This is a genomic window from Natronococcus sp. A-GB1 (genome assembly GCF_029688845.1).
GTDB lineage: Archaea > Halobacteriota > Halobacteria > Halobacteriales > Natrialbaceae > Natronococcus.
Window position 1 is genome coordinate 192,982 of record NZ_JARUKW010000001.1, and the last position, 26,030, is coordinate 219,011.

The following is a 26,030-nucleotide window of genomic DNA, read 5'->3' on the forward strand; positions in this document are numbered from 1 at the left end:
GTAAGTATACACATTGTAGGGAGCTGATGCTTATCAATGTAACGGTGACCCACACTCCTGCCGTCGCGTCAGCGAACAGTATATACCCACCCGGACACAATCTGTGGGCGTGGCACGGCCGCTTCGCTTTCGTTACTCGCCCGCCCGCTGGAGCGAGCAGCGAGTCCGACAGGAGATACTGGGGCCGCTGCGCTCGAACATCGGCGCTCGAGCCGCGACCCCTCGATTCGACATCGGCGCAGACTGGGAGACACACCGGTTCGAGATGCAAAACGGCGACCTCGCGCTCTTTGCCCGCAACGGCGAGGAAGCCTACTGGATGGGCAACACCGAGACCCCCTCCTCGCTGTGGAAGACCGACAAGTTCGGCTGGGAGGAGGTTCCCTACCACGTCGCCCGCTGGAACCAGCGGGAGCTGCTCGCGACGCTGCACGAAACCGACCCCTGGCTCGCGGACTACCCCTACCTCTCGTGGTTCTTCCTGCCCGTCTTCATGTCCAAGGACGGCCGGGACTCCACGCGAGCCTTCTTCCGCGAGCACGCCGCCGGCTTTCCCGACACCGGTCGCCGCGAGGCGACCCGCTACTTCGAGGACTTCCTCGAGAGCGGCGTGCTCGACGACTACCGGCCGACCATGGCCGGGAAGCTGGGCACCAGCAACCACGTCGACCGCGTCCGGATGAGCGCCGCGATGGGCGAGTTCATCGCCGCGAAGATCCTCACCGACGCGGGCTACGAGGTCACCCCGGAGATCGAGGTGACGACCGGCCACTCGCTCGATTACCGGGCCGAGGACGGGAGGACGAACCGCCTCGTCGAGGTGACCCGGCCCCAGCCCCCTGCGAACCGGGCCGCGGCTGGTCCCGTCGCCGCCGTACGCGACACCGCCGAGACGAAGACTGACGGCCAGCTCGCCGAACACGGCGGCGGCGCCGTCCTGTTCGTCGACTGCTCGAGCTTCCGGGACGACGCCTGGGCCGCAGTTCGAGGTGAACAACCGGATCTGCGACACCGCCCCGCAGTCGTCTACCGCGCCCGCCCGAACGGCCACGTCGAGGGTTACCGGAAGGGGTCGGTCCCGCTCGAGTTCGGCGACGCGATCGAGTTCGTGAACTGATCGTCCGTTTTCGACCCCGTTCTCGGTTCCGTCCTCGAGATCGGTCTTCTCCCGCGAATCAATGGCTCCCAGTAGTGTAGTGTGAATCGTGAGTCGAAATCAGCTGATTCGTTACGTAGAGCGTGCGAACGTCCCTTTTTGTCGTCGGATTCGCTCGCGTTGGTCGCTCACCACTCTCTGCTCACGGGCGCGAAGCGCCCTCTGTTCACGGACGCGCAGCGTCCGTTCACACGGCATGCGAGACCGTTGGTCTCGCACTATTCGCATGGTCAGTGGGACCACCGGTCCTACTCGGCTTCAAAAATCTACGCTAAAAAGCCGCCTCCGCGGGCTTCGCCCGCTTCGGCGGGGAACCGCTCGCTTCGTCTTCGCGCGGCGTAGCCGCGCGAACGGTCCGCGGAACGGATCGTTCCGCGCTACTCGCGGATGCTGGCCGTGATATCTGCTTCACGTGTACGGAGCGGTCGTCGCTCTGAAGAGTGATTGGACCAGTGTACAGAGTTGACATCCTCCTCCGCCTGAAGGCGGAGGAATCCCGACCGAAGTTGGGATATTACGGTTTGGAGTCCACTACCTCTGCCCGAGGTTGGAATCCTCGGGAGAGGTGATGAAGGTAGACTCCGCTGTGTGCCATCACGAGCGGGTACCACCAGATTTGTCCGTACTCGGTGGCGTCGGTTTGCCGCAATCAGGCTCGTCTTGATTCTCCCACTACTCTTTGAGCGATTGGTAGGAGTCCCATGTTTGGAGGGCTTTGCCGACGACCGCGCACTTGTTGTTTCGCAAAAAGTCGTCGCGGCCAACTTCTCGTTGTATCTCGGTGCGGGTGTACCCTTGTTGTTTGAGGCGGATGGTGTCGTTGAATATCTCGCGTGAGGCGAGGCGGGCATTGTGAAGCCCCAACCGTCCACCAGACGCTACGTGAAGGCGCGTCTGAATCGTTTTCGTGGCTTCCTCACCGATACTTTTAGAACGCCGAACTCGTCACGATCACGTCGTGATCGGCGACGTCGTCCGCCCGGTCGCGTCCGTTCCAGCGCCCCTCGAACGAGCGCGACTCCCCGTTCGGAACGTCCGCTTCGTTCGTCCAGACGTCGCCTAGAACGATCTCGGCGTCGTCGGACAGTAGTGCGATCACGTCGACGTTCGGCTGCTCTTCGCCCGTTCCGTTCCCGAAGCGGCCCGTCACGACGACCTCCTCGCCCTCGAGGTCGACGTCGCTCTCGAGGTCGACGTCGCTCTCGAGTACCTCGAGGCCGGAGGGGACGGGGAGCGGCTCGAAGTTGGCCCGTCCCTCGAGGGTGTAGTCCGCGATCAGTTCCGGTTCGGACCCGCTGTAGTACGCGCGCGCCCGCCAGCTCTGCCCCGGACCGAGGGTACCGAGGTGGGCGAGGTCGGTCTCGAGGCGTTCGTCGCGGGCGTCGATCCAGTCGACCTCGAGGGTGATCCAGCCCGCGGCGACGTCGCCGCCGTTCTCGACGGTCGCCGCGAGATAGGTTGCGTCGTCCGCGGCGACGAGCTCGTGGTCGGTGACCTCGAGAAGTGCCTCGTCGTCCGGGTCCGGATCCGAGTCCGAACGCTGGTCCCGATCCTGGCTCGCCGCCGTCGAGAGCGCGCCGCCCGAGAGCCCAGCTATTCCGAGCGCTCCCGTCGTCCCGAGAAACTCGCGCCGGTTCATCGAGCGAACCGAAGGCGGAGCGCGCTCTTGAGCCGTGGGTGGATCCTGACCGCCAACGGCGCGGAATCGGGTCGGTCGTCGGCGAAACGCCACGGGTCGCCGGAGACGACCTCGGATCGTTGCGGCCGTTCCGGCGCGGGCCGGCGGCTCCGTCGGTGTCGGAGCGAACCCATACGGCGTCGATCGGCCCGATCCTTCGTCGCCCTTCGTCGCCGGTTTTTGTAGCCGTTGCGCGGATGTTCGAGTAGCCTAGCGGCCGATCAGTCGGGATGGACAGCTAGGTACAGAGACCGAACAGATGAGTCGAAAAATCATTGTTATCACATTCGTCGGTCTTCTCGTGTTAGCCGGTGCGGTCGGAGCGGGAGGCGTCCTCGGCGGCGACGCCAGCCCGGCCGCACTCAGCGCACAGGACACCGACCGATGTGATTCGAGCGAACACGACGACGAAGAGAGCAGCTCCGCCGACGAATCGGACGAGAGCGAGAGCGACAGCGAGAGCGAGTCAGATCGATCCAGTAGCGACGTCAGCGAGAGCGATAGCACGCGAGACGTCTCCGAGCGCGACAGCTCGAGCGACAGTTCGAGCGACCGTGAGGTCAGCGAGAGCGACGAGAGCGACAGCGCGAGCGACAGCGACAGCGACAGCGACAGCGAGGAGACCGACTCCGAGCTGAACGACCGCGACGAACAGCGCGACAGCTCGAGCGAGCGCGACGTCAGCGAGAGCGACGAGAGCGACCGCGAGGAAAGCGAGAGCGAGACCGACGAGACCGACGTCGAGAACGTCCAGGACGACCGCGACAGCGAGCGCGACGCCAGCGACGCCTCCGACAGCGAGAGCGAGAGCGACAGCACGCACAGCGAGCGCGAGAGCTCAAACAACGACAGCAGCCTCGACGAGACGGAGGTCACGGCGAGCGACAGCGACGAAAGCGCGAGCTCGAGCGACCGCGAGTCGAGCGAGAGCGAGCGCGACAGCTCCGACCGCGACGTCGACAGCGACAGCCTCGACCGCGAGGAGAGCGACCGCGACGCCAGCGACGAGAGCGACTCCGAGCGCGACGCCGCCTCGAGCTCCTTCGACCGCGAGGAGAGCGACCGCGACGCCAGCGACAGCGAGTCCACGGAAAGCGACTCCGAGAGCGACGAGAGCGACTCCGAGCTGACCGAGAGCGACGAGAGCGAGCGCGACGTCAGCGAGAGCGACTCCGAGCACGACGAGCGCGACCTCGTCGAGCGCAACGACGCCGACCGCGACAGCTTCGACGTCATCGACAGCGAGAGCGAGAGCGAGGAGAGCGAGTCCAGCTCGAGCGACCGCACGGAGAGCGCCAGCGACAGCAGCGAGAGCGTCAGCGAGTCCAGCGACGTCGCGAGCGACGAGAGCGAATCGGACGAGAGCGAGCTCGACGACCGCGAGAGCGCCAGCGAGCGCGACAGCGCCGCGAGCGACGAGAGCGAACGCGACGTCAGCGAGTCCAGCGACCAGGGCTCCGAGAGCGAAAGCGAGGAGAGCGACCGCGACGCCAGCGAGAGCGACGCCGAGCGCGACAGCGCCGCGAGCAGCAGCGACGAGAGCGACCGCAGCGTGAGCGAGACGAACAACGACAACGCCGAGAGCGAACTCGAGACGTCGGACAGCGACGCCGAGCGCGACTCGAGCGAATCGGACGAGAGCGAGCGCAGCAGCTCCAGCCTCACCACGGAACGCGACGGCAGCACCCACACCGCCGACGCCGACACGAGCGAGAGCGACCGTAGCGAGAGCTCCGAGTCCGAACTCGACACCGACAGCGAGAGCGACACCGGCGTCGACGAGATCGAACGCTCCAGCTCCGACAGCGAGAGCAGCTCCGACAGCGAGAGCGAGTCGAGCGCCAGCGACCGGACCGAAAGCGAGAGCGACGACTCGAGCGACGCCGAGAGCGAACTCGACGAGAGCGAGAGCGACACCGACCGCGACGAGAGCGAGACGACCAGAACCAGCAGCGACGTCGAGAGCGACCGGGAGAGCTCCCAGTCGACGACCGAGGAGTCGAGTTCCTCCTCGGGCTCCGAGGACGACTGCGACTACTTCGACTCGGATCTCAACGCCTCGATGATGCCCGCGATGGCCACCGCAGCACTCGCGGCTGCAGCGGCGAACTGACACCGTCCCGTAACGGACGCGAACCGACCACTCGTTTCCTTCTTTCTTCGAGCTGACCACCCTACCAGCGGGCGCCCGGGTCGGCGAGCAAGTTCGCCGCCGTCCCGGGTCGGCGAACCCCGATTCGACCCCATCTTTCACCGACCCTATAGGCTCCTCGCAGCCGTCCGTACGGCCAATGAAACGACGGACGTTCGTCGGCCTCGCCGGAGGAAGCCTCCTCGCGTTCGCGGGCTGTACGGGGACCCGCACGGAGACGGGTTCGGATGCCGACGGAAGCGACGACTCGAGTCGGACGACCGACTCGACGGCACCGACGGACGAACGCGACGGTTCGGGGTCGGACGACACGAGTGATGACGATGATGACACGGACGACGATGACGGGGACGGTGACGACGAAACGGGCGAGCGGACGGCCGCGGTCGGCGAACTCGTCGAGGGCGAGGAGCTGGAGTTCGTCGTCAGCGACGTCAGCCGTCGGCGCTCCTTCGACGGACTCGTCGTGGACGAGGCGGATCGACCGCTGCTGGACGACGACGAGCGACGGCGGGCGAGCGCGGATGAGGAGTTCCTCGTCGTCGAGTTCGCCCTCAAGAACGCGGGCGACGAGTTCGTCTTCACGGGCGACGCGTTCGACCTGGTGCTCGAGGACGCCCAAGAGCGGACGTACTCACAGGCTCGGTCGGTGAGCGAGACCGCACTCGCGGACGGCTCGCTTGCTCCCGGCGAGGTCGAACGCGGCGAGTTCGCCTACGAACTCCCGCGCGGCCGGGCCGTCTCGTCGCTGGCGATCGACGGCGAGGCTGCGGGGGCGTTCGAAGCCGACGGTGTCGTCGTCGACCTCGAGACCGAAGCCGACGAGGTCGCGACTCTCGAGCAGGAGCTTCGGGTTCCGATCGCCGAGTTCGGGTCCGGGATCGACCGCGACGGGGTCGAGATCAGTGTCGATCGACTGGGCTCCGGGAACGATCTCGGCCCGTTTTTCGAGCCCGAGGCGGACCACGAGTACGTCGTCGTCGGCGTCACCGTGAGGAACGACGCTGGCGGAGATCGGGAGTTCGAACTCGGCGACCGGACGCGACTCAAGGACGAAACCGGCTGGAGCTATCCCGCTGACCCCGACGCGCTGTCGTCGCTCGAGCGCTTCGACGAGACGGTCTCCCTCGCCGACGGCGAGCAGTACGACGGGGCGATGGCCTACCACCTCGAGCGCGACCGGGAGGAGCTCTACTGGCTGCTCGAGCCGCCGGAGTGGGAGGGTGAGAAGGAGTTCTGGCGGCTGCGCTAGCCGGAACTCCTCGATCGAACCGCGATCAAAAACCTGCTCGCTACATCCGGGGACTGTGCCTGTTCACCTGCAGTCCGTCGGTGCCATCGGACTCGTACGTTGCCATCATTAGCCCGACGACCTCCGGGTTCGATGGCTCGTAGCCGAGCTGTTCCTCCATTCGGTGTTTGATCTCCTCGAATCGGTCGCTCTTCGATCCGTACAGTTTGATGTGTGATGTCATCGGTCTCTCCTTTCGCGTTCGATCGGTGGGTCGACTGACCGCTGAGCCGCCTCGGTTGGTGGCTCGGAACGGGGCGGTCGGGAGTGCCCGCTCGTCCGATCACCGAGTACTCGAACGCCCCGAACGGCAAAGAACGGACGGCCTATGTAGTCGGACGTTCCCCAACCGACACCCTTCGGTACTGTTGTCGGTCGGCGTCCCATCCGTTGTCGGTCGTCACCCTCTACCCATCGTCGGTATCCGTGACCACTCGGAGCGCCGGTCAGTCGTCGGCGAACAGCACCGTCAGGAGCTTCCGCTGTGCGGCGTGGAGGTGGTGGTTGAACGTCGGCTGGGCGATGTCCAGCAGCGCGGCGACCTCCGCGCCGCTGCTCTCGCGGGGTGTCTCGTAGTAGCCGCTGGCGTACGCGGTTCGCAACACCTCGTACTGTCTGTCAGTGAGCCGACGCTCGACTTCCGCCAGGAACTCGAACCGCGTCCGGGAGCGGCGGTCCTCGTGGCGGCGACGGGCGAGCTTCGCGCCGGGAAACGATGCCGAAATCGCGTCGACGACCCGTCGGACGTCGGCATCGCCTGGCAGTTCGGCGACGACCGTCGAACCGTCCGGATCGCTCTCCATCGACCGGACGGCGGCGCCGTACTCGAGCAGTCGCGAGACGATACTGTCCCGGGTGAACAGACACGCGAACAGTCGCGTGTCGTCGCGCTCGGTGACGAACGAGGTCTCGGTTACCTCCGGTGCCCGGCCCGCGAGTTCGAGAACGCGCTCGACCGACGTTCCCTCGGCCGTGAACAGTCCACGGATCGAGCCGTCGCTCCGAGCGACGACGCTCTCGAGTTCGAGCCGGGCGTCCGCCTCGGCGGCCCACCGAACGAAGGCGAGGTCGGCGTCCCGCAGTTGGAACTCCAGCTCGACGACGTCGGTCGTCTCCAGCAGCGAGCGGGCCACTTCGAGGGCGTGAATCGCGTGGCCGAGCCGCTCGCCGATCGCCTCGAGCGCGCGCCGTTCCTCGGCACCGAACGCGTCGTGGCGGTCGGCGTAGACCGTCAGTCCGCCGTACCGGAGCTCCGCGTACCCGATCGGCACGCTCAGAGCCGACCGGTAGCCCCGTCTGGCTGCCTCGCGTCGCCAGCGTTCCGGACGGTCGCCGGCCAGGAGCCGCTCGCGGCACTGCGGCTTCCCCGTCCGAACTGTAGCGCCAGTCGGCTCCTGTTCGTCCGGCGGAGCGGTCGTGTCGATCGAGACGCTGTTGAGGTAGCTTCGCTCGGCGCCGGCCCACGCCCGAGGCTCGATCGTCTCCCCGACGGCGTCGTACGCGCCGACCCAGGCGAACGCGATCCGCTCGTGGTCGACCAGTCGATCGCACGCTGCCGCTTCGAGCTCCGCGCGCGAGGCGGCGGTGGCGACCGCCCCGTCGATCCGGCGCTCGAGGGCGACGCTCGCCCCGAACCGCTCGAGGCGTTTCGCCTGAGCGCCGATCGTCTCCTCGCGAGCCGCCAGCAACCGCTCGCCTTCGCGCCGTTCCAGCGCTGCCCGTGCGATCGAGGTGGCGGTTGCGAGCGGCTCGAGGAGCTCGTTGACGCCGTCGACCGCCGCGACGAGAACCCCGTGTTCCCCGAGCGGGAGGACGACGCCACGACCGAGTCCCGGCTCCGAGACCGCCCCGCCGGGCTCCGGCGCGACTTCGCGGACGAGCGTCCGCTCTCGGTCAACGAACGCTCGCCAAGCCGGCCCTCCCTCGAGCGTTGACGCTGGCTGACCGTCGGCCTCGGTGAACGTTCCGGCGCGGGCAGAGCGCTCGAGCGCGTCCTCGCACTCGTCGTACAGGTAGCCCGTCGCGGCCGAGACGCCGGGGATCTCGGCAAGCGCGTCGACGGTTCGGCGGGCAATGTCGAGGGACGACTCGCCGCGGCGAGCCTCGGTCTGGAGTGCGACGACGATTTCCCACGCCGCGTCCGTCCGATCGCGCTCGGTGCGGGCGCCGAGCAGCGACGTTACGCCCCGGACGAATGCGATTTCGGCGGCCGAGAAGTCCCGGCGCACCGCCGTGTAGACCCCGAGGAACCCCCACGGTCGGTCGGCGATGGTTCCAACGGGAACCTCGAAACCGTCCTCGATCCCGTGCTCGCGCAACAGCGAGGACAGCGCGGAGCGGTCGTCGGCTTCCCAATCGAAGAACGCCACGGAGTCGCCGGCTCGCGCCTTTCGACTCGGGTGCGGTTGAGTCGTCGGCCGACCGACGAGTCGGTCGACACCGTCCCGCCAGCCCGTGCCGGCCCGGAGAACGACCGCATCCGGGTGCGATTCGAACAGCCCACAGTAGTCGGCACCGACCGCGTCCGCGACCGCGGTCGCGACGCTCCCGAAGAACGCCGCCGAATCGGACTCCTCGCGGAGTTCCCTCGAGAGTGCCGCGAGCGCGCGCTGTCGGCGCGCGTCCCGTTCGATCGGAACGCTCCCCCTGTCGGTTCCGCTGAGATCCAGCACGCTACACAGGTACGTTTCCGAGTCGGTCGCCGTCACCGACCGCTGTACGGGGATCGCGCGGCCGTCCGTCCGTACGCCGAGCGCGTCGTCGATCGTCGACCCTCGGCGGTCGATCGTCGCGCGGACGGTCTCGGCCGTCTGCGGACCCCGATCGGCCGGAAACAGCACGGTCCAGGGTTCGCCGAGCAGCGCGTCCGGCTCGTAGCCGTACAGGTTCGCAAACAGCTCGCTGACCTCGATCACGCGAAGTCGGTCGTCGAACAGGCAGCTCCCGCCCGCCGCCGGAAGGGACCCTTCGTCCGTGCTGTCGCCGCCGGGCGCGATCCCGAGGTCCCGCTCGTCGACCAGCGACGCGATACGCGACGCAAGCCATCGTCCCCGCGTCGCGTCCTCCTTTCGCAGGACGTCGGTCGCGCCCGCCGTCCGCGCCCGGTCGACGGTCGCGTCGTCCGCCGTGCGGACGAGCAAGACGACGGGGAGATCGGACCGACGCTCGCGGACGGCCTCGAGCAGGTCGACGCCGTCCCGTCCGGGGAGGTCGGTGTCGGTCACGAGACAGTCGAACCCGCCGTCGGTGAGCCGCTCGAGCGCGTCACCCGCCCCCGTCGCCATCGTCACGTCTATCGGCCCGCTCGCCTCGAGCGCGCTCGCCATCGTGGCAGCCGCCTCGCGGTCCGGATCGACGTAGAGCAACCGAACGGGGCGACTCGACTGCGGGCTCGTGTGCGGTGCCATTGGTTTTTCGTAGCGCGGGCGCTCCTTGCTCGAGGACTCTCGGCGCGATCGGCCGTTTCGCGAGAACGGGACTGACATTCCCCGCGAGCGAACGACGATCCGCGGACGTTGGCTCGAGCCGGAACCGTCCGAACTCCTCGGAACGGAGTCTGTACTAGACGTGGATTTCACCGGCAGGCTCGAGAAAGGAGGGCCTTCGATCGTTGAACGGCGGGACCGATGTGGCTAGCCTGGCTGCCACCGACCGATACCGAGGATCGGTCGCCAACCCTGACGAACCCGCGAGGGTTGGGCCGAATGGGGTACTCGGTAGTCGCGACGGCAGCTACCGTCGCCAACGCGCTACCCGCCGACGCGCTACCGACGTACGTGCCGTACTACTGGTCGATGGCGCCGCATGCGGGGGGCTACTCATTCAGTTATCCCGTTTTCCCGTTCGCGGCGCTACTACCGAGTAGAGCCTGAGGATGACGACAGATCGCCACACCGACGCGAACCCGGTTGCCGGAGCGGACGAACTGCCGACTGCGATCGCCGCAGTAATTCGGGAGTTTACCGAGGCACGGACCGCCGTGTCGGGCGGTTCGAGCGGGCTCCCGGCTCCCGTCGACCCCGCCGACCAGCTATCGGATCTCGGCGGACGTGTGCCCCGTCTCGAGGAAGCGGTTCCGCTCTCGGAGCCCGTACCCGGCGTCGTCTTCCTCTGTTCCGTGGACTCGCTCTCGGCCCCGGCCCGAAACGAGGCGGCGGTGCGCTCGCGCTCGGCGTTCGCCGCGTCGGCCCAGCGACTCGTCTCGGAGGCGTGTCGGAACGGCGTCGACGTCCGCGGGAGCTGGTCGCTGCGGACCGAGGAAACGTTCCCCGACTTCGAACTCGAGATCCTCGAGGTCGAGAAGCCGGTCCGGAGCGACGACTCGTCGTCAGCTACCCGTGAGTGAGTATATAAGCCTGGGAATAAATGAGAGGAGTGTAAACACAAAACTCCCTCCGAAATCATTTCGATTCTGGTGTCTCGCTGGACCGGTTTCGGCCAGACATCGTACCCTCGAGCGGCGACGGAACGACTTCTCCCCTCCGTTTCTCCATTTCATTTCGACGGAGTGTGGCCCGACTTTTCATAGGTTGAGCAGCGCGGAAGCCCACGACGTTAGTCGTGGGAGGAAGCGCGTTCGGTTGACTATGCTACTGGCGACGGTGGCAAACTGACTTCCTCACCGTACATTAACGTTTAAGTATATGTGTGTTGTCATTATGTGTATGGGGGCCCGCCGAACGATCCCGGTCAAGCTCGACGTGACCGACAGCGACGCGGACCTTCTTCACGAAACGGTTCAACAGTTCCTCGACGCTGCTAACTACGTCGTCGATGCTGCGTACGACGGTGAGTGGATCGAGACGCGGAAGTCAGTATTGAACGACAAAACGTACGACGACGTGCGCGACCGAACGGAGTTGCATAGCAACCACGTTCAGTCCGCCCGTGATCGTGCGGTGGACGCGCTCAAGTCCACCGTCGCGAAGTGGGAGCGGGATAAAGAAGCGTCGTTGCCGACGTTTACCTCGCCGTTCGTCGAGTACAACCAACGGAACGCGACATTCCACGACGATCACGCGACGCTCTCGACTGTCGATGGGCGCATCACCGCCGAGTACGTATTGCCCGACGAAAACCGCGATACGCCCCACTCCAAGTACCTGTTTTCCGACGACTACGAGACGACTGGCGCAACGGTTCACTATCGCGAAACTACTGACGAGTTCTACCTTCACGTCCGAACAAAGGCGGACGTGGGCGATCCCGAACCGCCCGAGAACGGAACGGTTCTCGGTGTGGACCTCGGGGTCGAGAACATCGCCGTCACGTCGACCGGCGTATTCTGGGCTGCTGATGAGCTCGATCACTGGCATCGCGAGTATGAGAAGCGCCGCGCGTCCATGCACCAACGCGGAACGCGGTACGCCCACGAGGCGATCCAGCGCGTCGGCGAAACCGAGACGGGTCGGTTCGAGCAGGTGTTTCACTGCATCGCGAATGAGATTCTCGACGAGGCTGACGACCGGGGGTGTTCGTACATCGCTTTCGAAGACTTGACCGATATCCGCGAGCGGATGCCCGGTGCGAAGCGTCTCCACGCATGGGCGTTTCGCCGTCTCTATGAGTATGTCGAATATAAGGCTGAAGAGCGCGGGATCGTCGTTAAACAGGTCAACCCAGCGAACACGTCGCAGCGATGTTCCTCATGTGGTCATACGGCTAAGGACAACCGGCCGACACAGGACTCCTTTGAGTGTCAGTCGTGTGGCTACGCGAATCACGCGGACTACAACGCTGCGAAGAACGTCGGCTATCGACTCCTCCAGAACCAAACTGGGGCTGGGGGAGGCGCACCCGTAGGCGTGCGCTTGAACACCGGGATGTTGAACGCGAACGGGGTCAAATCCGTACCTGATTCGGTTAGAGCGGGAGTCCATGGTGAAAGCCCACGGCTTTAGCCGTGGGTTAGCTTACTTCGATTACGGTGTTCTCGTCTCGATGATGACCTCTCCACTTCGATACCGGTACTACACTCGTCTCATTCTAGGGTTGGCGTCTTTGTCTCGAGAACTGGGCTCTTCGTGGAACATAGTAGAACCGTTGAAACGATTCGCTCACCGACTGCACTCGAGTGGCCAGATCGGTCGTGGTGGCCGCTGATTCGCGACCCGAAGCGTAATAACGCTCTACATGTAGCTCGACCGGTCTTTGCACTTCAGAGCCGATTCCTCACCGATCGCAGCCTGTGGTCACTCGCTGCGTTACCACGTACAGCATCGCACTTCACCCACCCGTCTACGGCCAGTGTGGGCGCTGATGGGCCGTGCTCGGTCCCCTCGAGCGAAACCGATAACCGCCATCTTACCGCCCAAATCGGTCGAAACGGAGTGTTTCCGTTCGATAACCCTCGGTTGCTCGAGCCCGGGGCCGATACGGATAGCCCTGCCCTCGAGCAGGGGCTATCCAAACAGCTACCACCGCTTTGTGGGTCGCTCCAAATGCACCGAATAGCGACGAATCGGGTCGGATGTCGAAGAAACGACGACGATCGCCCCGTGCGAGCGGACCCGTCGGATCGGCCGACGGTTCGATCGCCGGGAGCGATCGACGGAGACCAGCGCCCATGAGACTATCGAACCAAGCGACGCGTCGGCCCCACGACCACCGAGTGATGGCCACCCCCGGCGCTCGAGCCCCCGCTCGCCACGATCGCATCAGCGCGGACGGCCTCAAGCAACGCGATCCTGACCGCGGCCGTCTGTATCGTCGCGGTTCCGGGGCGTCTCGGGACCGGCTCCGTTTCCACTCCACTTCACACTGAACGATGATCCCCACCAACTTTTCGCGTCGAGACGTGCTCAAGACGATGGCAAGCACCCCGGTCGCCGGCTCCGGTATCGGAGCGGCCGCGGGAGACGACTCCGACGACGACTGCCACCGGTACGTCGTCGGAACGTCGCCTGACGCTTCGACGAGATCGATCTCGAGCGACGCCGTCGCGGTCCACCGAACGCTTTCGTTCGGTTCGGCCGGCGGTGCGACGGTCTGTACGTGTACCGACGACGTCGCCGCCAAGTACGAGACGCGAAGCGACGTACGGTACGTCGTTCCCGACTACCGCAGACACGCGATCGGTCCCGCCGCGGTCTCGAGCGGGCGAGCGAGTACCGCGCTCGAGCCCGGTCCGGGCGACGACCAGGTCGTCCCCTGGGGAATCGAGCGGCTCGGCGTCGACTCGCTCCCGTCGAAAACCGACTCGAGTCGCGAGTCGACCATTGCCGTTCTGGACACCGGGATCGACCCGGACCACGAGAGCCTCGAGGTCGACGACGGCGCCTCGTTCGTCGACTGCGAGGACGGCTGTGACGACGACTGGGAGGACGACGGTACCCACGGCACCCACATTGCCGGGACGGCGGCGGCCGCGGACAACGACGTCGGCGTCGTCGGGGTCACTCCCGACGCCGAACTGTGCGCCGTCAAGGTGCTCGACGGCGACGGCGGGGGACGTGACTCCGAGATCGCCGCGGCCATCGAGTGGTGTGCCGACGAGGGGCTCGAGATCCTCACGCTGAGTCTGGGCGGGCCCGAGCCGGGGCCGATCCTCGAGGACGCCATCGAATACGCCTACGAGAACGGCACCCTCGTTTTCGCGGCCGCGGGCAACGCCGGGCCCGACGAGGGCACCGTCGACTACCCCGCCGCGTACGACACCTGCATCGCCGTCGGGGCGACCGACTCCCGCGACGAGATCGCGGACTTCTCCGCTCGCGGGGCGGGTCTCGAGCTGGTCGCCCCCGGCGTCGACGTCGTGTCGACGACGCCGGGCGACGACTACGAGACTATGGACGGGACGTCGATGGCCGTGCCCCACGTCGCGGGGCTCGCGGCGCGACTGCTCGAGGCCGGCGTTCCCCACGCCGAGAATACGGGCGATCCGGACGATCCGGGTGGGGTCCGCGGTATCCTTCGGAAGACCGCCGAGGACCTGGGCGTCGACGAGACCGAACAGGGGTACGGACTGGTCGACGCCGCGAGCGCGGCCGAAGCGATCGAGGCCGTCGCCACGGAGGGGGCGACGGCGGTGCGGGCCTCGAGGGCGACGCTCACCGGAGCGGTCCGGTCGCTCGAGGACGACGGGACCGCCGACGGGTTCTTCGAGTGGCGACCGGCGGACGGAGACGACTGGTCCGAGACCGACTCGCAGGCTGTCGAAGAGGACGAGACGTTCGAGGCGACCGTCGAGGACCTCGAGGCCGAGACCGAGTACGAGTTCCGGGCCGTCGTCGAGTCGGACTCCGGAAACGAAACCGGTGAGGCCGCGGCGTTTACCACCGGCGCCGACTCGCTGGCGGTCGAAACCGACGACGCGAGTCCCGTCGATCACGGCTCGCTGCACTGCGTCGGCTCCCTCGAGGGGGTCGCCGACGCCGACGCCGTCGAGGCGGGGTTCCAGCGGCGGGCGGCCGACGGCGACGACGACTCCTGGACCGATACTGAGCGATCCGAACGGGCCGGCATCGGCGAGTTCGAGGAGGAGCTGTCAGGGCTCGAGCCCGAGACCGTCTACGAGGTTCGCGCCGTCGTGGTGGACGACGACGAGACCGCGACGGGCGACGCTGTCTCCGTCGAGACCGAGCCCGAGCCCGGGGTCCCCGAACTCGAGGCGTTCGAGGTGTCGGACAACAGCTCGCAGAACTCGGTCGGGGCGTCGGTTCAGTGGACGGTCACCGACCGGGACGGCGACCTGTCTGAGATCACCTCCGAACTCCGGTACGCCGACGACGAGGAGGTGCTCCACAGCGCGACCTCGGAGCTCGAGGGCGGCGAGGAGAGCGGAACGCACACCCTCAGAAACACCGACCGGATCGAGGGGGCCGGCGAGGAGTACGAGATCGCGATCAGGGCGACCGACCACGAGGACAACGCGGTCGACGCGAGCGAGGAGGTCATGCTCGACGAGCGGTCTCCGGCGCCCTCGATCGACTCCTTCGAGGTCGAGGCGACGGACTTCCTCGGAACGCCCGCCGCCGATGTCGAGTGGGAAGTCTCGGACGAGGGCGGCGAGCTCTGGGACCTCGAGCTCGAGTTGCGCCTCGCGGACGACGAGGAGGTGCTCGACGACGCGAGTTCGATGGCCAGAGGGGAGGAAGACGCCGGAGACCACCGCCTCACCGGAACCGACGACGGTGCGGGCCGGGAGCACGAGGTCACGATCACGGTCACCGACTACTTCGAGCAGACTACGACCGAGACCAAGCGGGTGACGCTCGACGTCTAGACGCCGACGAAGAGGGTACCGTCTCGGTACCGGACTAGATCGGTCCCGGTCGACTACGACTGACGTCCGTCGGTTCTGCCGATCGAACGGCGTCGGTGGAGAGCTAAAGTGGCCGGAGCGAGTAGGAAGAGTAGATGATCCGATTCGACGACACGATCACGGGGGTGGGCTGACGTGAGCGCTGACGGTCGAGCCGGAACCGAGAGCCGGCGAGTTGGGGAGCCGGACCCCGGTACGCCGGCTCGGTCCCGTCGATCCGCGACCGACGCGGCGGACCCGTCGCTCTCCAGGGGTCGAACCGAGGACGCGAGCGAGCCGCCGACGGGCTCGAGGAACCTCGGGGGACGCTGTCCTCGCTGTCGGGAACGACTCGAGAGTCGACTCAAGGTTCGCTACGACGACGAACTGAGCGCTCGGCTCCTCCTCGAGGGGTACTGTCGAAGCTGTACGTACTACGTCGAGGGCGGGATGGTCACGTTCGCGATGGGCGAAGTACGGTTCTGAGTCCGTCCGATACGTCAGGCATCGACCGAGGCTCGAGGACGTAGGCGTACCGCCGAAGCCGGTATCCGAGGTCCGGATCGTCACTCGACCTCGCCGAGCGAGAGGGCGTACGTCGAACTGATCCACGCCTCGGTGCGGTTCTCGTCGTAGATGACGGTCTCGTCGTCCTGCGTATTGTAGGTCCCGATCGCGGAGGAAGGGCCGGGAAGCTCCGGATCGGCGTCGGCGGATGGGGGAGTGGACGTTGACATAGGTTCGATTCCTTGGTTTCCTACATGAACCCACGCGCCGGCGGGGAAAGAAACCGGAGCCGAGACACCTCTCCGTCGGCGACCGAGCCACGTTGACTGCTCGCATTTGCCGAACCCGTGTTTCTCCCGGTCCGATCTCACCTACCGGCCGAGCGATCGTGTCTGCCCAGCGGGACGAGCGAGTGGTGGACGTGTTCGACGCCCTCGATCGCCCGCAGCTTCTCGATGAACGAGGCGATCGCGTCGGTCTCGGCCTCGAGTACGAACAGATCGAGACAGTAGTCGGCAACGTGGCTGTGATCGGTGGCCGCGATCACGTCGTCGAACTCGTGGCGAAGCGCCGCGACGCGGCGCTCGATACGCTGCGTTCCGAAGTCGTAGCGCACGGTGACGGTTCCCGCGAGGGCTCCCTCCTCGAACCGGTCGTCCTCGAACGCCTCGAGTAACGACCGCGTCCCCTCCCGGACGACCTCGCTTCGACCCGAGTACTCGTGATCCGACGCGTGGTCGTCGAGTCGCTCGAGCAGTTCCTCGGGCATCGAGAGGCTGACGACGGCTATATATTAAAATACAGGATTAAATTAATATTATTTGTTATCCAGACTCGGGCAGGGATATAATAACTAACATTAACAAGACACCGGACCGTATTCACAACGCGTCTATGAGCAACGAACGCATCCCGGTGACCGTGCTGAGCGGCAGCCTCGGTGCCGGCAAGACGACCGTACTCAACCACGTGCTAACCGCGGACCACGGCCTCGAGGTCGCCGTCGTCGTCAACGATATGGGCGACGTCAACGTCGACGCTGAACACGTCACCCAGCAGTCGGACCTGGGGGGCGAGGAGGAGATCATCGAGATGTCCAACGGCTGCATCTGCTGTCGGCTTCGCGGGGACATGCTCGACGAGGTCGGGCGGCTCGCGGATCGACGGGAGTTCGACTACCTGCTGGTCGAGTCTTCGGGAATCTCGGAGCCAATTCCGGTGGCTCAGACGTTCGCCATGGGGTTCGAGGACGCGGAATTCGATCCGACTGACACCTACGAACTCGACACGATGGTGACGGTCGCGAACGCTCACAGCTTCTGGGAGTCGTTCGACTCCGGGGAGGCGCTGGCGGCGGAGGTTCCTACTGGGGAGTCGGGTCGGGTTCCGGAGACGGTGCTCCTCGATCAGATCGAGTTCTGTGACGTCCTCCTGTTGAACAAGTGCCATCTCGTCCCCGACGACGCCCTCGAGGAGATCGAGGCCGTCCTCGAACGGCTGCAGCCGCGCGCGAAGATCGTCCGCACCGAGTTCGGTAACGTCGACCCCGACGAGATTCTCGGCACCGAGCGGTTCGACTTTCAGAACGCCTCGAACTCGGCGGGCTGGAAACACGAGCTCCAGCACGACCACCACCACGACCCCCAGGAGGAACACGGCGTCACCTCCTTCGTCTACGAGCGCGATCGGCCGTTCCACCCCGAACGGATCGCACAGCTACTCTCGGAGCTGCCCGACGAGTTGATCCGCGCGAAGGGCTTTTTCTGGAGCGCCGGCCGGGAGGACGTCGCGATGGGTGTCGACAAGGCCGGTACCTCCGTTCGCGCGGGACCGTCGGGACAGTGGCTCGCGAACCTCCCCGAGGCCGAACGCGAACAGTACTTCGCCGCCCGACCCGGCCTCGAGGAAGACTGGGACGAGGAGTGGGGCGACCGGATGACCCGCCTCGTCTTCATCGGTCGGGAGTTCGACGGCGAGACGCTGATCGAGCGACTCGACGACTGTCTGCTAACTGACGCAGAGATGGACGACGACTGGTCGACGTACACCGATCCGTTCGAACCGGAAGAACGACGTGAGCTCGCGCTCGCGAACGAGTAATGGCCGTTCCGGTTACCATCCTCTGTGGCGAGCTCGGCGCCGGGAAAACGACGCTGCTCTCGAGGCTGCTCGAGACCGCGGACAGCGAGATTGCCGTCCTGGTCAACGACGTCGGCGAGGTCAACGTCGACGCCAATCTCGTGGAAGCGCGCACCGATCTCGAAACCGGCGACGAGGTCGTCGCCCTCGAGAACGGCTGCATCTGCTGTAGCCTGGGGGGCGAGCTCTCCCGTGCCGTCATCCGGCTCTGGAAGGAACACGAGTTCGACCACCTCGTCGTCGAGGCGTCGGGCGTCGGCGAGCCCGAACCGATCGCCCGCCAGTTCGTCCGCGGTCCAGCGGGCGGTCCCTACGACCTCGAGGCCGTCGTCACCGTCGTCGACGCGCGACGGTTCCACGACCGGTTCGCCGACGGCGACGACGTGCCAGTCCAGCAGGGAGCCGACGAGGAGGGCACGCGTCCCCTCTCGGATCTGGTCCTCGAGCAGGTGGAGTTCTGTGACCTGCTAGTCGTCAACAAGTGCGACCTCGTCAGCGGCGAGGAACGCGACCGGGTCGTCGCCCTGCTCGAGACGCTTCAGCCGCGTGCCGAGATCATGATGAGCGAGTACGGCGATCTCGAGCCCGAAACGTTACTCGGAAGCGAGCGCTTCGAGCTCGAGACGGTCCGTGACTCGGCGGGCTGGAAGCGCCAGATCGAGGCCGACGCGGAGACGGGCGAGCAAGACCACGATGGTCATGATGAGAAACACGCCCACAATCACGACGGCGAAGACGGCGACGAAAACGACCCCGCTCACGACCACGCCCACCCCCCAGAACGGTACGGGATCGAGGTCGAGGGCTACCACCGCCGTCGGCCGTTCCACCCCGAGCGGTTCGCCGAGCTACTGCGGTCGCTACCCGACGGACTGGTTCGCGCGAAGGGGCTCACGTGGATCGCCGGCCGCGAGAAGCAGGCGATCACGACGAGCACCGCTGGCACCGAGACCACGCTCGAGGTGACCGGGCGCTGGATCGCCAGCTTCTCCGAAGAGCGCCAGGAGACGTACCGCCAGGGCCAGCCCGACCTCGCGTGGGACGACGAACACGGCGACCGGGAGATCCGGCTGGCACTCATCGGTCGCGACGTCGACTGGACGGCCCTCGAGTCCCGGCTCGACGACTGTCTGCTGACCGACGAGGAGATGGGCACGGACTGGAGCAAGTACGAGAACCCCGCCCCGACGGGAATGGGCGAGACGGTGGCGATCTCGAGTGTCTCCGATCCGGAGGCGTCGAGCTGACCCGGCAGCTAGTGGGGGTCGGGATACGCCCGCTTCCAGGCCTCGCACAGGATGGGTACGACGAACGCCAGTCCGAACCCGATGTAGAGGGCGGTGAGGACCGGCGGCCACGGTCCAACCGCGACCGCGACGACGACGCCGACGGGCGCCGCCGCGGCCACGAGCACACCGGTCCGTCGGTCGATCGGCCCCAGTTCGGTCGTCCGGACGGGCAGATCGATGGCCCCGACGAACGCGTCGGCGTCACGGACGGGACCGAGTTCGCGCCTCGTCTTCGAGCCACCCCATCCCGTCTGTGCCTTGAACGTCCGGGTGCCGAACACCCGATCCGGCAGTCGGTCAGTGACGAGCGTCGCGTCACGAATCTCGGCGAGCGGAACGTTCCACTGGGCCGTTTCGACCCACGTATCGTAGGCGACGAGGCGGTCGTCGTACCGGCGGTACTCGAGCAGGCCGTACTCAAGGACGTGCTCAGCGGTCTTGACGGCCAGAAACCCCACGAATGCCAGAACCGCGCCGACGGTGCTGACGGCCGTCAGCGCGAGGCCGACCCCGTCGTTGCCGCCGACCACGCCGAGGGTGACGACCCACGCGAGGAGCACGATCAGGGCGTAGAACGGCGCCGGCTTCACTAGCGTGTGGAGGGCTCCAGTGAGTACCACCGTGGGCGCGTGCGTCTCGAACGTGGTATCCGGATCGCCGTCTGGAACCGGCGGCGGATCCGGCACCTCTCCATCGTCGTCCGGTCCGGTGAACCAGCCGCTGAGTCGTCCGCCGTCGCCGCTGGTCGCACGGAACGCCGACCAGTCGACGAGTAGTTTGACCGCGACGAACGCGCCGAGTACGATCACACCGGTCGTCTCCGCGACGGCTATCAGGACGAACAGCAGAAAGAACGCCTGTCGCGCCGGCGTCTCGACCACTGCGTACGGCGAGGTCGTCTCGTAGCGCCCGTCGCGGACGTAGTCGCGCCAGGTCTCGACGCCCTGTCCGACGACCAAGCCCGTGACCCCGAGCCAGACCTCCGGGCGTGCGAGTGCCTCGCCGACCGCGAGTTCGGCCAGAGCAGCCACGACGAACAGGACGACCCAGACGGTCACAAAGAAGATCGAGCCGACGAACGGCAGGTTCCGCGGATACACCGGTGGGAGCCACGAGACGAGCCTGACGCTCCCGCGTTTTCGGGCGAGGTCGAGGTTCGCGACGTCGATCACGCTCGAGTCACCGCCGCTCTCGTCGTCCTCCAGCTCCTCGATCCGTGGTGGCCGTCCGGCGAACAGCGCCTTCGCTGCCGCCAGAGGGAGCGCGAGTATCACCTCGAGCGCGTAGATGACCACCACCGTCGACGCTTCCCAGCCGTAGGCGAGGACGCCGACGAGCGGTATCAGATTGGCCAGGAGGATCGGCAGAAACCGGACGGCCGACGGAACTCCGTCGGTGACGTCGCGAACGACCATCTGCGATAGAGGTAGGACAACGACCAGTAAAACGTTCCGGCGGCGGCCCTAACGCGACAGCTTATTGAACTCGACTGTAGACACCTACCCATGACAGTCGACCGAAGCGACCGACGGAGCACCGACGACCACGGCCACGACGTTATCGATCCACTGTACGTTGGGATCGTCACGGTCTCGAGTTCCCGCGCTGCGGAGGCCGATGCCGACCCCGACGACCCGGGCGGTGACACGATTCAAGAGTGTTTCGAGAGCGAGGGTCACGAGGTCCAAGAGCGCGTGCTGGTCCGCGACGACTACTCCGCGATCCGTACCGCGGTTCGGGGCCTCGTCGCTCGCCAGGATATCGACGTCGTCTGTACGACTGGCGGCACCGGTGTCACGGCCGACGACGTCTCGCCCGAGGCGACGTCGTCGCTGTTCGAGCGCGAACTGCCGGGCTTCGGCGAACTGTTCCGCTCGCTGTCCTGGGACGAAGTCGGCACTCGAGCGATGGCCTCGCGGGCGACCGCGGGGATCGCCGTCGACACGCCCGTCTTCTGTCTTCCCGGGAGTACGGGCGCCTGTAGTACGGCCTGCGAGGAACTGATCGTTCCCGAAACGCCCCACCTCGCGGGGCTGGCGACGCGCCACCGCGCGGGGACGACCGAGCAGACGCTCGACGACTACGAGGAGTAGCGCCTCCCATCCCGATGTTGTTATTTCGAGCGCGTTCGCTAGCAGTCGTCGGAACGCCTGAATAGCCCTTATTGACGCTCGGATCCCAGTATTCGATGCTATGTGCCATCACTTCGAATCCGTCGACGAACTCGACGCCGAGGAACGGACGGACGTGCTCGAGTCCCACACCGACGAGGAACTCGAAGCGGAGCTGAGCGAGGCTGAACTCGAGGCGCTGACCGCGTAGTCCAACCGCTGCTTTTCGCAGACAAAACAGACAGCAAGCGTTAACTATTGTGACCGGGTTCGTTCGACTCGAGGGCCCTTAGCTCAGTCTGGTTAGAGCGCTCGGCTCATAACCGAGTGGTCGATGGTTCGAATCCGTCAGGGCCCATTGAACGCCGTGAGCGATGTGAACGGCGTGAGATGATTCCTGCAGATTCGAACCAGACTGAGGTTCTGCGAGTAACGCGAGCAGGTTCTCGGGCGAGGTACGAATCTGTCAGGGCCCATCTACCTCGTGGCGAACAGTCCGTGAGCCGCGAGTACGGGATCACTGGTGGATTCGAATCGGACGACGGCTCGCTTCGCTCGCCGTCGCTGTAGCCACTATCGCTGAACTATATAACTCATAACGGCAGTAATGTCGGCGAGACCGCGTTCGATGGCTAACGGTGCGACGACGGGTGGGAACGCTTCCACCGCGTTTGCTCGCGCCGCGGTCGCCGGCGCGGGACACAGCTATGGATTCGAACGCATCTACACGGAGCGAACGCGGTATCGAAGACGAACGAGCGGTCTCGCCGGTCATCGGGGTCGTGCTCATGGTCGCGGTGACAGTCGTCCTCTCGGCAGTGATCGCGGGATTCGTGATGGAGATGGGCGACGGGATGGAGGACTCGCTGGAGGCCACCGGCGCGGCGTCGTTCGATTTCGACGCGGACGAGGGCGCGATGACGGTCTCGCTCGTCTCCGAAGGGAACGCGGACGAGTGGGAGGTTGTCGGTGATGTTGAGGACGACCCGATCGAAGTAGATGGGGCCGGCGACGCTGTTACGCTCACATGCGGCGACGGCAATCTAGATGGAACTGGGACGGTCAGCGTCACGGCTTCGACCGACGGCGGTAGCTCTACCGTAATCGGGAGCGGAGAGTACGACTGTAGCGACGCCAACGACTAGTAGTCTCGTTCGATACCCCGATCCCGTCCCATCTCGAGACCACCCATTGGGATCGCGAATTAGGACGCGATCGGATACCACATCGGTAGTCGGTGTGATAGCCGACAAGTATCGCTGGGATTCACGAACACACTGCTGTCCGAGCCCGGCTCGCCAAGGGATCCGTCCGAATCGCTACTCGGATCTCGTCTCGAGTGAGTCGCTTTCCCTCCGAGAGTTTCTCGAGAACTGTCTCGCAGAACCGCTCGAAGTCCGAGTCGAGTTGCTCGACCGTCCCGCTGCATCGGTGGCGGCGGTTCGGCGAACTCGTCCTTCGCTGCCTTCCGGTGACGAAAGATTTCGACCTCGGTCCGTCGGGGATCAGTAGAGTCCTTCTCCGGACGTAGCGAGGATGCGAACGCTACAAGCGTCGGCCGTTACAACCGCTGGGCCTGCTCGAGGTCGGCTATCAGTCGACGAGAGAGTGACCCCTCTAGGATCCCTCCGAAGCCGCCGGCACCGATCGCATCAGGTATCGACGTACTGTGATTCCCAATCGCGTCGGTTCTCGATCGCCTCGTAGCCCTCGTCGCTGATCGCGTAGTAGTTCGTTCGGCGATCGAGTTCTCCCTTCTCGACGAGTTCCTTGTTGACAAGGGTGTCGAGGTTCGGATACAATCGTCCGTGATTGATGTCGCTACTGTAGTACGTCTCGATCTCTTCTTTGATGTCCTGGCCGGATGGCTGGTCCGCCCCTGCGATGACGTACAGGAGATCACGCTGGAAGCCGGTCAAATCGTCCATAGGTTACCTATCAACCCCTACCAGAAACACTCTATTTGTTATCAATCACGTATTACGTCCGTTGCAGCGGTTGGTGATGCACTAGGCCGTTTGCAACTGGCGTGATGGTGGCTATACGCTCCGTAATCGGACGATACACCGAACGTTTCCGTCACGTCCCTTCTCTTGACGAATTGCGCTATATATTCCTCAATACACCCAAATACGGTACCTTGGACTTCGAAACAGTCACTTAGCAATGTTTTATCGCTGTTGCAGATGGTTCGACACTCGAGACTGTTTGCGTAAATCGAACGATACCGAATATATTTGGTATCTCGATGATGTTCGGCTCCCGCGAGGATCGAACCGCGGAACGCGGACGACGAGACGGTACCGTTTAGCGTTCCGACTCGAGAGGTGTCACGTATGGACGACCGTCGTGGAGCGCCGTCGATCGCCCAGGTTTCGCTGATCGGGCTGTTCGTCGCGGCACTCGTTACCGCTCAGCTGACGGCATCGAAGGTGCTCGCGTTCGACCTTCCCGTCGCCTTTCCCGTGACGGGTGCGGAACTCGTCCTCCCCGGTGCGGCTCTCGCCTACGCGCTTACCTTTCTCGCAAGCGACTGCTACACCGAGCTGTACGGTCGCCGCGCGGCTCAGATCGTCGTCAACGTCGCGTTCGCGCTCAACTTCGTCGTGCTGGCGCTGGTCTGGTCGACCATCGCGGCGCCGGCGGCCGAAACGAGCGTCGACCCCGACGCGTTCGCAACGGCGCTCGGCGCCTCGACCAACGTCGTGCTCGGCAGCCTGCTCGCCTACCTCGTCAGCCAGAACTGGGACGTCTGGCTCTTCCACCGGATTCGGGATCGGACGGGCCGCCAGAAGCTCTGGCTGCGCAACCTCGTCTCGACCGGAACCAGCCAGGCCATCGACACCGTCATCTTCGTCTCGATCGCCTTCGCGATCGCGCCCGCCGCTCTCGGCGTCGGCGAGGTGCTCCCGCTCGAGGTGTTGGCCGCGCTCGCGGTCGGTCAGTACCTGCTCAAGCTCGCGATCGCGGTGCTCGATACGCCGATCGTCTACGCCGTCGTCGCGCTCGTTCGATCACGGGAGTCCCACGACGCCGAGGACTCACACGTAGTCTGATCGCCCGGAACGAAGGGGATTTAGTAGCCCGCGATCCAGCCTCGGAATATGGACGAACGCATCCGCGAACACGCCGCGGTGCTGGTCGAGTGGAGCGCCCGCGTCGAGGCCGACGACGACGTCGTGCTCTCGGTCGGCCCGGACGCCCACGAGCTGGCGGTCGCGGTCGCCGAGGAGCTGGGCGAACGCGACGCGAACCTGCTCGCAACGTATGACTCCGGAGAGGTCACGCGGGCGTATCTCCGGGCTCACGACGCCGAGTTCGAGGAGCCGGCCCACGAGCGGGCACTGCTCGAGGAGACCGACGTCTACCTCTCGCTGGGCGGCGGACGAAACACGAGCGCGACAGCCGACGTCCCCGGAGAGACCCGCCAGGCCTATCGCAGCGCACGGACGGCCGTTCGCGAGGCGCGATACGACACGCGCTGGGTGTCGACCGTACATCCGACCCGATCGCTCGCCCAGCAGGCCAACATGAGCTACGAGGAGTACCGCGAATTCGCCTACGACGCGATTCTCCGGGACTGGGAGTCGCTGGCCGAGGAGATGGATCGGCTCAAGGAGTTGTTCGACGACGGATCCGAGGTCCGACTGGTTTCGCCGGGGACCGACCTCACGATGCGGATCGATGGCCGAACCGCCGTCAACAGCGCGGCCTCCGTCGCCTACGACTCGCACAACCTCCCCAGCGGCGAGGTATTTACTGCGCCGTACGGTACCCAGGGAGAGGTCACCTTCGACGTTCCGATGACGATTCGCGGGGAACCGGTCAGGAACGTCCGTCTCGAGTTCGCCGACGGCGAGGTTGTCGACCACGACGCCGAGCAGGGAGCGGCGGTAATCGAAGAGGTCCTCGAGACCGACGGCGGCGCTCGGCGACTAGGCGAACTCGGCGTCGGGATGAACCGCGGAATCGACCGTTACACGGACAACATCCTCTTCGACGAGAAGATGGGTGAGACGGTTCACCTCGCCGTTGGGCGGGCTTACGACGCCTGTCTCCCCGACGGCGAGTCGGGCAACGACTCGGCCGTCCACGTCGATCTGATCACCGACGTCGGCGAGGAGTCCCGACTCGAGATCGACGGCGAGGTCGTCCAGCGGAACGGCAGCTTCCGCTGGGAGGACGGATTCGAGGAACGTCGGTAGTGCGGGTATAACTCCCTATTATCGGCCGTTAGGTATCCATTAGCATCGTTACTTCCGTCAGATCGGACCAGAAGCAACCGCATAATAAATATCTCCGCTGTCGTTCGATTCGAGTACCGCCATAACCGGTGGCGGCAGTAACCGGTTGGGGCGATCGCTGCACGTCCCGATCTCCGCTTGTCACAGTTGTCTGCCCGCCCCGCCGGAGGCGGAACGTATCCGGCCACTCACCGCTTTCGTGACGTTGACACCCTTCGAGTC

Annotated in this window: 21 protein-coding genes, 1 tRNA gene and 1 pseudogene; 15 read left to right on the forward strand and 8 right to left on the reverse strand. The window is 65.6% G+C overall.

What is annotated here, in order from left to right:
* Positions 1-109 precede the first annotated feature (109 nt).
* On the forward strand, positions 110-1,117 hold the full coding sequence (locus tag QA600_RS00975) for a DUF5784 family protein (RefSeq protein ID WP_278290105.1): 1,008 nt from the start codon (positions 110-112) through the stop codon (positions 1,115-1,117).
* Positions 1,118-1,739: 622 nt separating this feature from the next.
* On the opposite strand, the pseudogene QA600_RS22780 reads toward QA600_RS00975, so the two are convergent.
* Both QA600_RS22780 and QA600_RS00985 read right to left on the reverse strand, forming a co-directional pair.
* Positions 1,740-2,080 (reverse strand): annotated as a pseudogene (locus QA600_RS22780) (RNA-guided endonuclease TnpB family protein); the annotation flags it as partial.
* Positions 2,081-2,084: 4 nt separating this feature from the next.
* Positions 2,085-2,795: an FxLYD domain-containing protein gene (locus QA600_RS00985; protein ID WP_278290107.1), complete on the reverse strand. Its 711-nt coding sequence runs from the start codon at positions 2,793-2,795 to the stop codon at positions 2,085-2,087.
* A gap of 340 nt (positions 2,796-3,135) precedes the next feature.
* Here QA600_RS00985 and QA600_RS00990 point away from each other — a divergent pair, with 340 nt between their 5' ends.
* Both QA600_RS00990 and QA600_RS00995 read left to right on the forward strand, forming a co-directional pair.
* Positions 3,136-4,947 carry a hypothetical protein gene (locus QA600_RS00990; RefSeq protein ID WP_278290108.1) on the forward strand — a complete coding sequence of 604 codons (1,812 nt, stop codon included), beginning with the start codon at positions 3,136-3,138 and terminating at the stop codon, positions 4,945-4,947.
* 178 nt (positions 4,948-5,125) lie between these two features.
* Positions 5,126-6,238 (forward strand): DUF4352 domain-containing protein, encoded by a 1,113-nt coding sequence (locus tag QA600_RS00995; protein ID WP_278290109.1) that lies wholly within the window; start codon positions 5,126-5,128, stop codon positions 6,236-6,238.
* 40 nt (positions 6,239-6,278) lie between these two features.
* Here QA600_RS00995 and QA600_RS01000 read toward each other — a convergent pair whose 3' ends face one another.
* Positions 6,279-6,461: a hypothetical protein gene (locus QA600_RS01000; RefSeq protein ID WP_005554448.1), complete on the reverse strand. Its 183-nt coding sequence runs from the start codon at positions 6,459-6,461 to the stop codon at positions 6,279-6,281.
* Between the two features lie 262 nt (positions 6,462-6,723).
* Entirely contained in the window at positions 6,724-9,684 is a 2,961-nt protein-coding gene (locus QA600_RS01005; RefSeq protein ID WP_278290110.1) for a bacterio-opsin activator domain-containing protein, read from the reverse strand.
* Between the two features lie 467 nt (positions 9,685-10,151).
* Between QA600_RS01005 and QA600_RS01010 the strand changes: the two genes are divergently transcribed.
* From QA600_RS01010 to QA600_RS01025, 4 genes are all read left to right on the forward strand, one after another.
* Entirely contained in the window at positions 10,152-10,622 is a 471-nt protein-coding gene (locus QA600_RS01010; protein ID WP_278290111.1) for a hypothetical protein, read from the forward strand.
* 319 nt (positions 10,623-10,941) lie between these two features.
* Positions 10,942-12,177, forward strand: a complete 1,236-nt coding sequence (locus tag QA600_RS01015) for a transposase (RefSeq protein ID WP_278290112.1) — start codon at positions 10,942-10,944, stop codon at positions 12,175-12,177.
* 908 nt (positions 12,178-13,085) lie between these two features.
* The gene (locus tag QA600_RS01020; RefSeq protein ID WP_278290113.1) at positions 13,086-15,500 is read left to right on the forward strand and encodes a S8 family serine peptidase; all 2,415 of its coding nucleotides are present in this window, start codon (positions 13,086-13,088) and stop codon (positions 15,498-15,500) included.
* Between the two features lie 174 nt (positions 15,501-15,674).
* Positions 15,675-16,004 (forward strand): hypothetical protein, encoded by a 330-nt coding sequence (locus tag QA600_RS01025; RefSeq protein WP_278290114.1) that lies wholly within the window; start codon positions 15,675-15,677, stop codon positions 16,002-16,004.
* An 80-nt stretch (positions 16,005-16,084) separates the two neighbouring features.
* On the opposite strand, the gene QA600_RS01030 is transcribed toward QA600_RS01025, so the two are convergent.
* Both QA600_RS01030 and QA600_RS01035 read right to left on the reverse strand, forming a co-directional pair.
* The gene (locus tag QA600_RS01030) at positions 16,085-16,255 is read right to left on the reverse strand and encodes a hypothetical protein (RefSeq protein WP_278290115.1); all 171 of its coding nucleotides are present in this window, start codon (positions 16,253-16,255) and stop codon (positions 16,085-16,087) included.
* Positions 16,256-16,392: 137 nt separating this feature from the next.
* The gene (locus QA600_RS01035) at positions 16,393-16,815 is read right to left on the reverse strand and encodes a CopG family ribbon-helix-helix protein (RefSeq protein ID WP_278290409.1); all 423 of its coding nucleotides are present in this window, start codon (positions 16,813-16,815) and stop codon (positions 16,393-16,395) included.
* Positions 16,816-16,919: 104 nt separating this feature from the next.
* On the opposite strand from QA600_RS01035, the gene QA600_RS01040 reads away from it, so the two are divergent.
* A complete protein-coding gene (locus tag QA600_RS01040) occupies positions 16,920-18,125 on the forward strand; it encodes a GTP-binding protein (protein WP_278290116.1) in 1,206 nt (401 codons plus the stop codon).
* Positions 18,125-19,411 (forward strand): GTP-binding protein, encoded by a 1,287-nt coding sequence (locus tag QA600_RS01045; protein WP_278290117.1) that lies wholly within the window; start codon positions 18,125-18,127, stop codon positions 19,409-19,411. Before QA600_RS01040 ends, QA600_RS01045 begins: the two co-directional genes overlap by 1 nt.
* Before the next feature lie 8 nt (positions 19,412-19,419).
* Here the strand turns inward: QA600_RS01045 and QA600_RS01050 are convergent, their stop codons facing one another.
* On the reverse strand, positions 19,420-20,868 hold the full coding sequence (locus tag QA600_RS01050) for a DUF6498-containing protein (RefSeq protein WP_278290118.1): 1,449 nt from the start codon (positions 20,866-20,868) through the stop codon (positions 19,420-19,422).
* A 90-nt stretch (positions 20,869-20,958) separates the two neighbouring features.
* Here QA600_RS01050 and QA600_RS01055 point away from each other — a divergent pair, with 90 nt between their 5' ends.
* From QA600_RS01055 to QA600_RS01070, 4 genes are all read left to right on the forward strand, one after another.
* Positions 20,959-21,546, forward strand: coding sequence for a MogA/MoaB family molybdenum cofactor biosynthesis protein (locus QA600_RS01055; RefSeq protein WP_278290119.1), 588 nt, complete (start codon positions 20,959-20,961; stop codon positions 21,544-21,546).
* A 100-nt stretch (positions 21,547-21,646) separates the two neighbouring features.
* On the forward strand, positions 21,647-21,775 hold the full coding sequence (locus tag QA600_RS01060) for a hypothetical protein (protein ID WP_278290120.1): 129 nt from the start codon (positions 21,647-21,649) through the stop codon (positions 21,773-21,775).
* Between the two features lie 72 nt (positions 21,776-21,847).
* Positions 21,848-21,922: transfer RNA gene (locus QA600_RS01065), tRNA-Ile, on the forward strand.
* Between the two features lie 349 nt (positions 21,923-22,271).
* Positions 22,272-22,709, forward strand: coding sequence for a type IV pilin (locus tag QA600_RS01070; RefSeq protein ID WP_278290121.1), 438 nt, complete (start codon positions 22,272-22,274; stop codon positions 22,707-22,709).
* A 507-nt stretch (positions 22,710-23,216) separates the two neighbouring features.
* Here the strand turns inward: QA600_RS01070 and QA600_RS01075 are convergent.
* Complete coding sequence (locus QA600_RS01075) at positions 23,217-23,492, reverse strand: PadR family transcriptional regulator (RefSeq protein ID WP_278290122.1); 276 nt, start codon at positions 23,490-23,492, stop codon at positions 23,217-23,219.
* Between the two features lie 408 nt (positions 23,493-23,900).
* On the opposite strand from QA600_RS01075, the gene QA600_RS01080 reads away from it, so the two are divergent.
* Positions 23,901-24,620: a queuosine precursor transporter gene (locus QA600_RS01080; RefSeq protein WP_278290123.1), complete on the forward strand. Its 720-nt coding sequence runs from the start codon at positions 23,901-23,903 to the stop codon at positions 24,618-24,620.
* A 48-nt stretch (positions 24,621-24,668) separates the two neighbouring features.
* On the forward strand, positions 24,669-25,769 hold the full coding sequence (locus tag QA600_RS01085; protein WP_278290124.1) for an aminopeptidase: 1,101 nt from the start codon (positions 24,669-24,671) through the stop codon (positions 25,767-25,769).
* Positions 25,770-26,030: the final 261 nt, after the last annotated feature.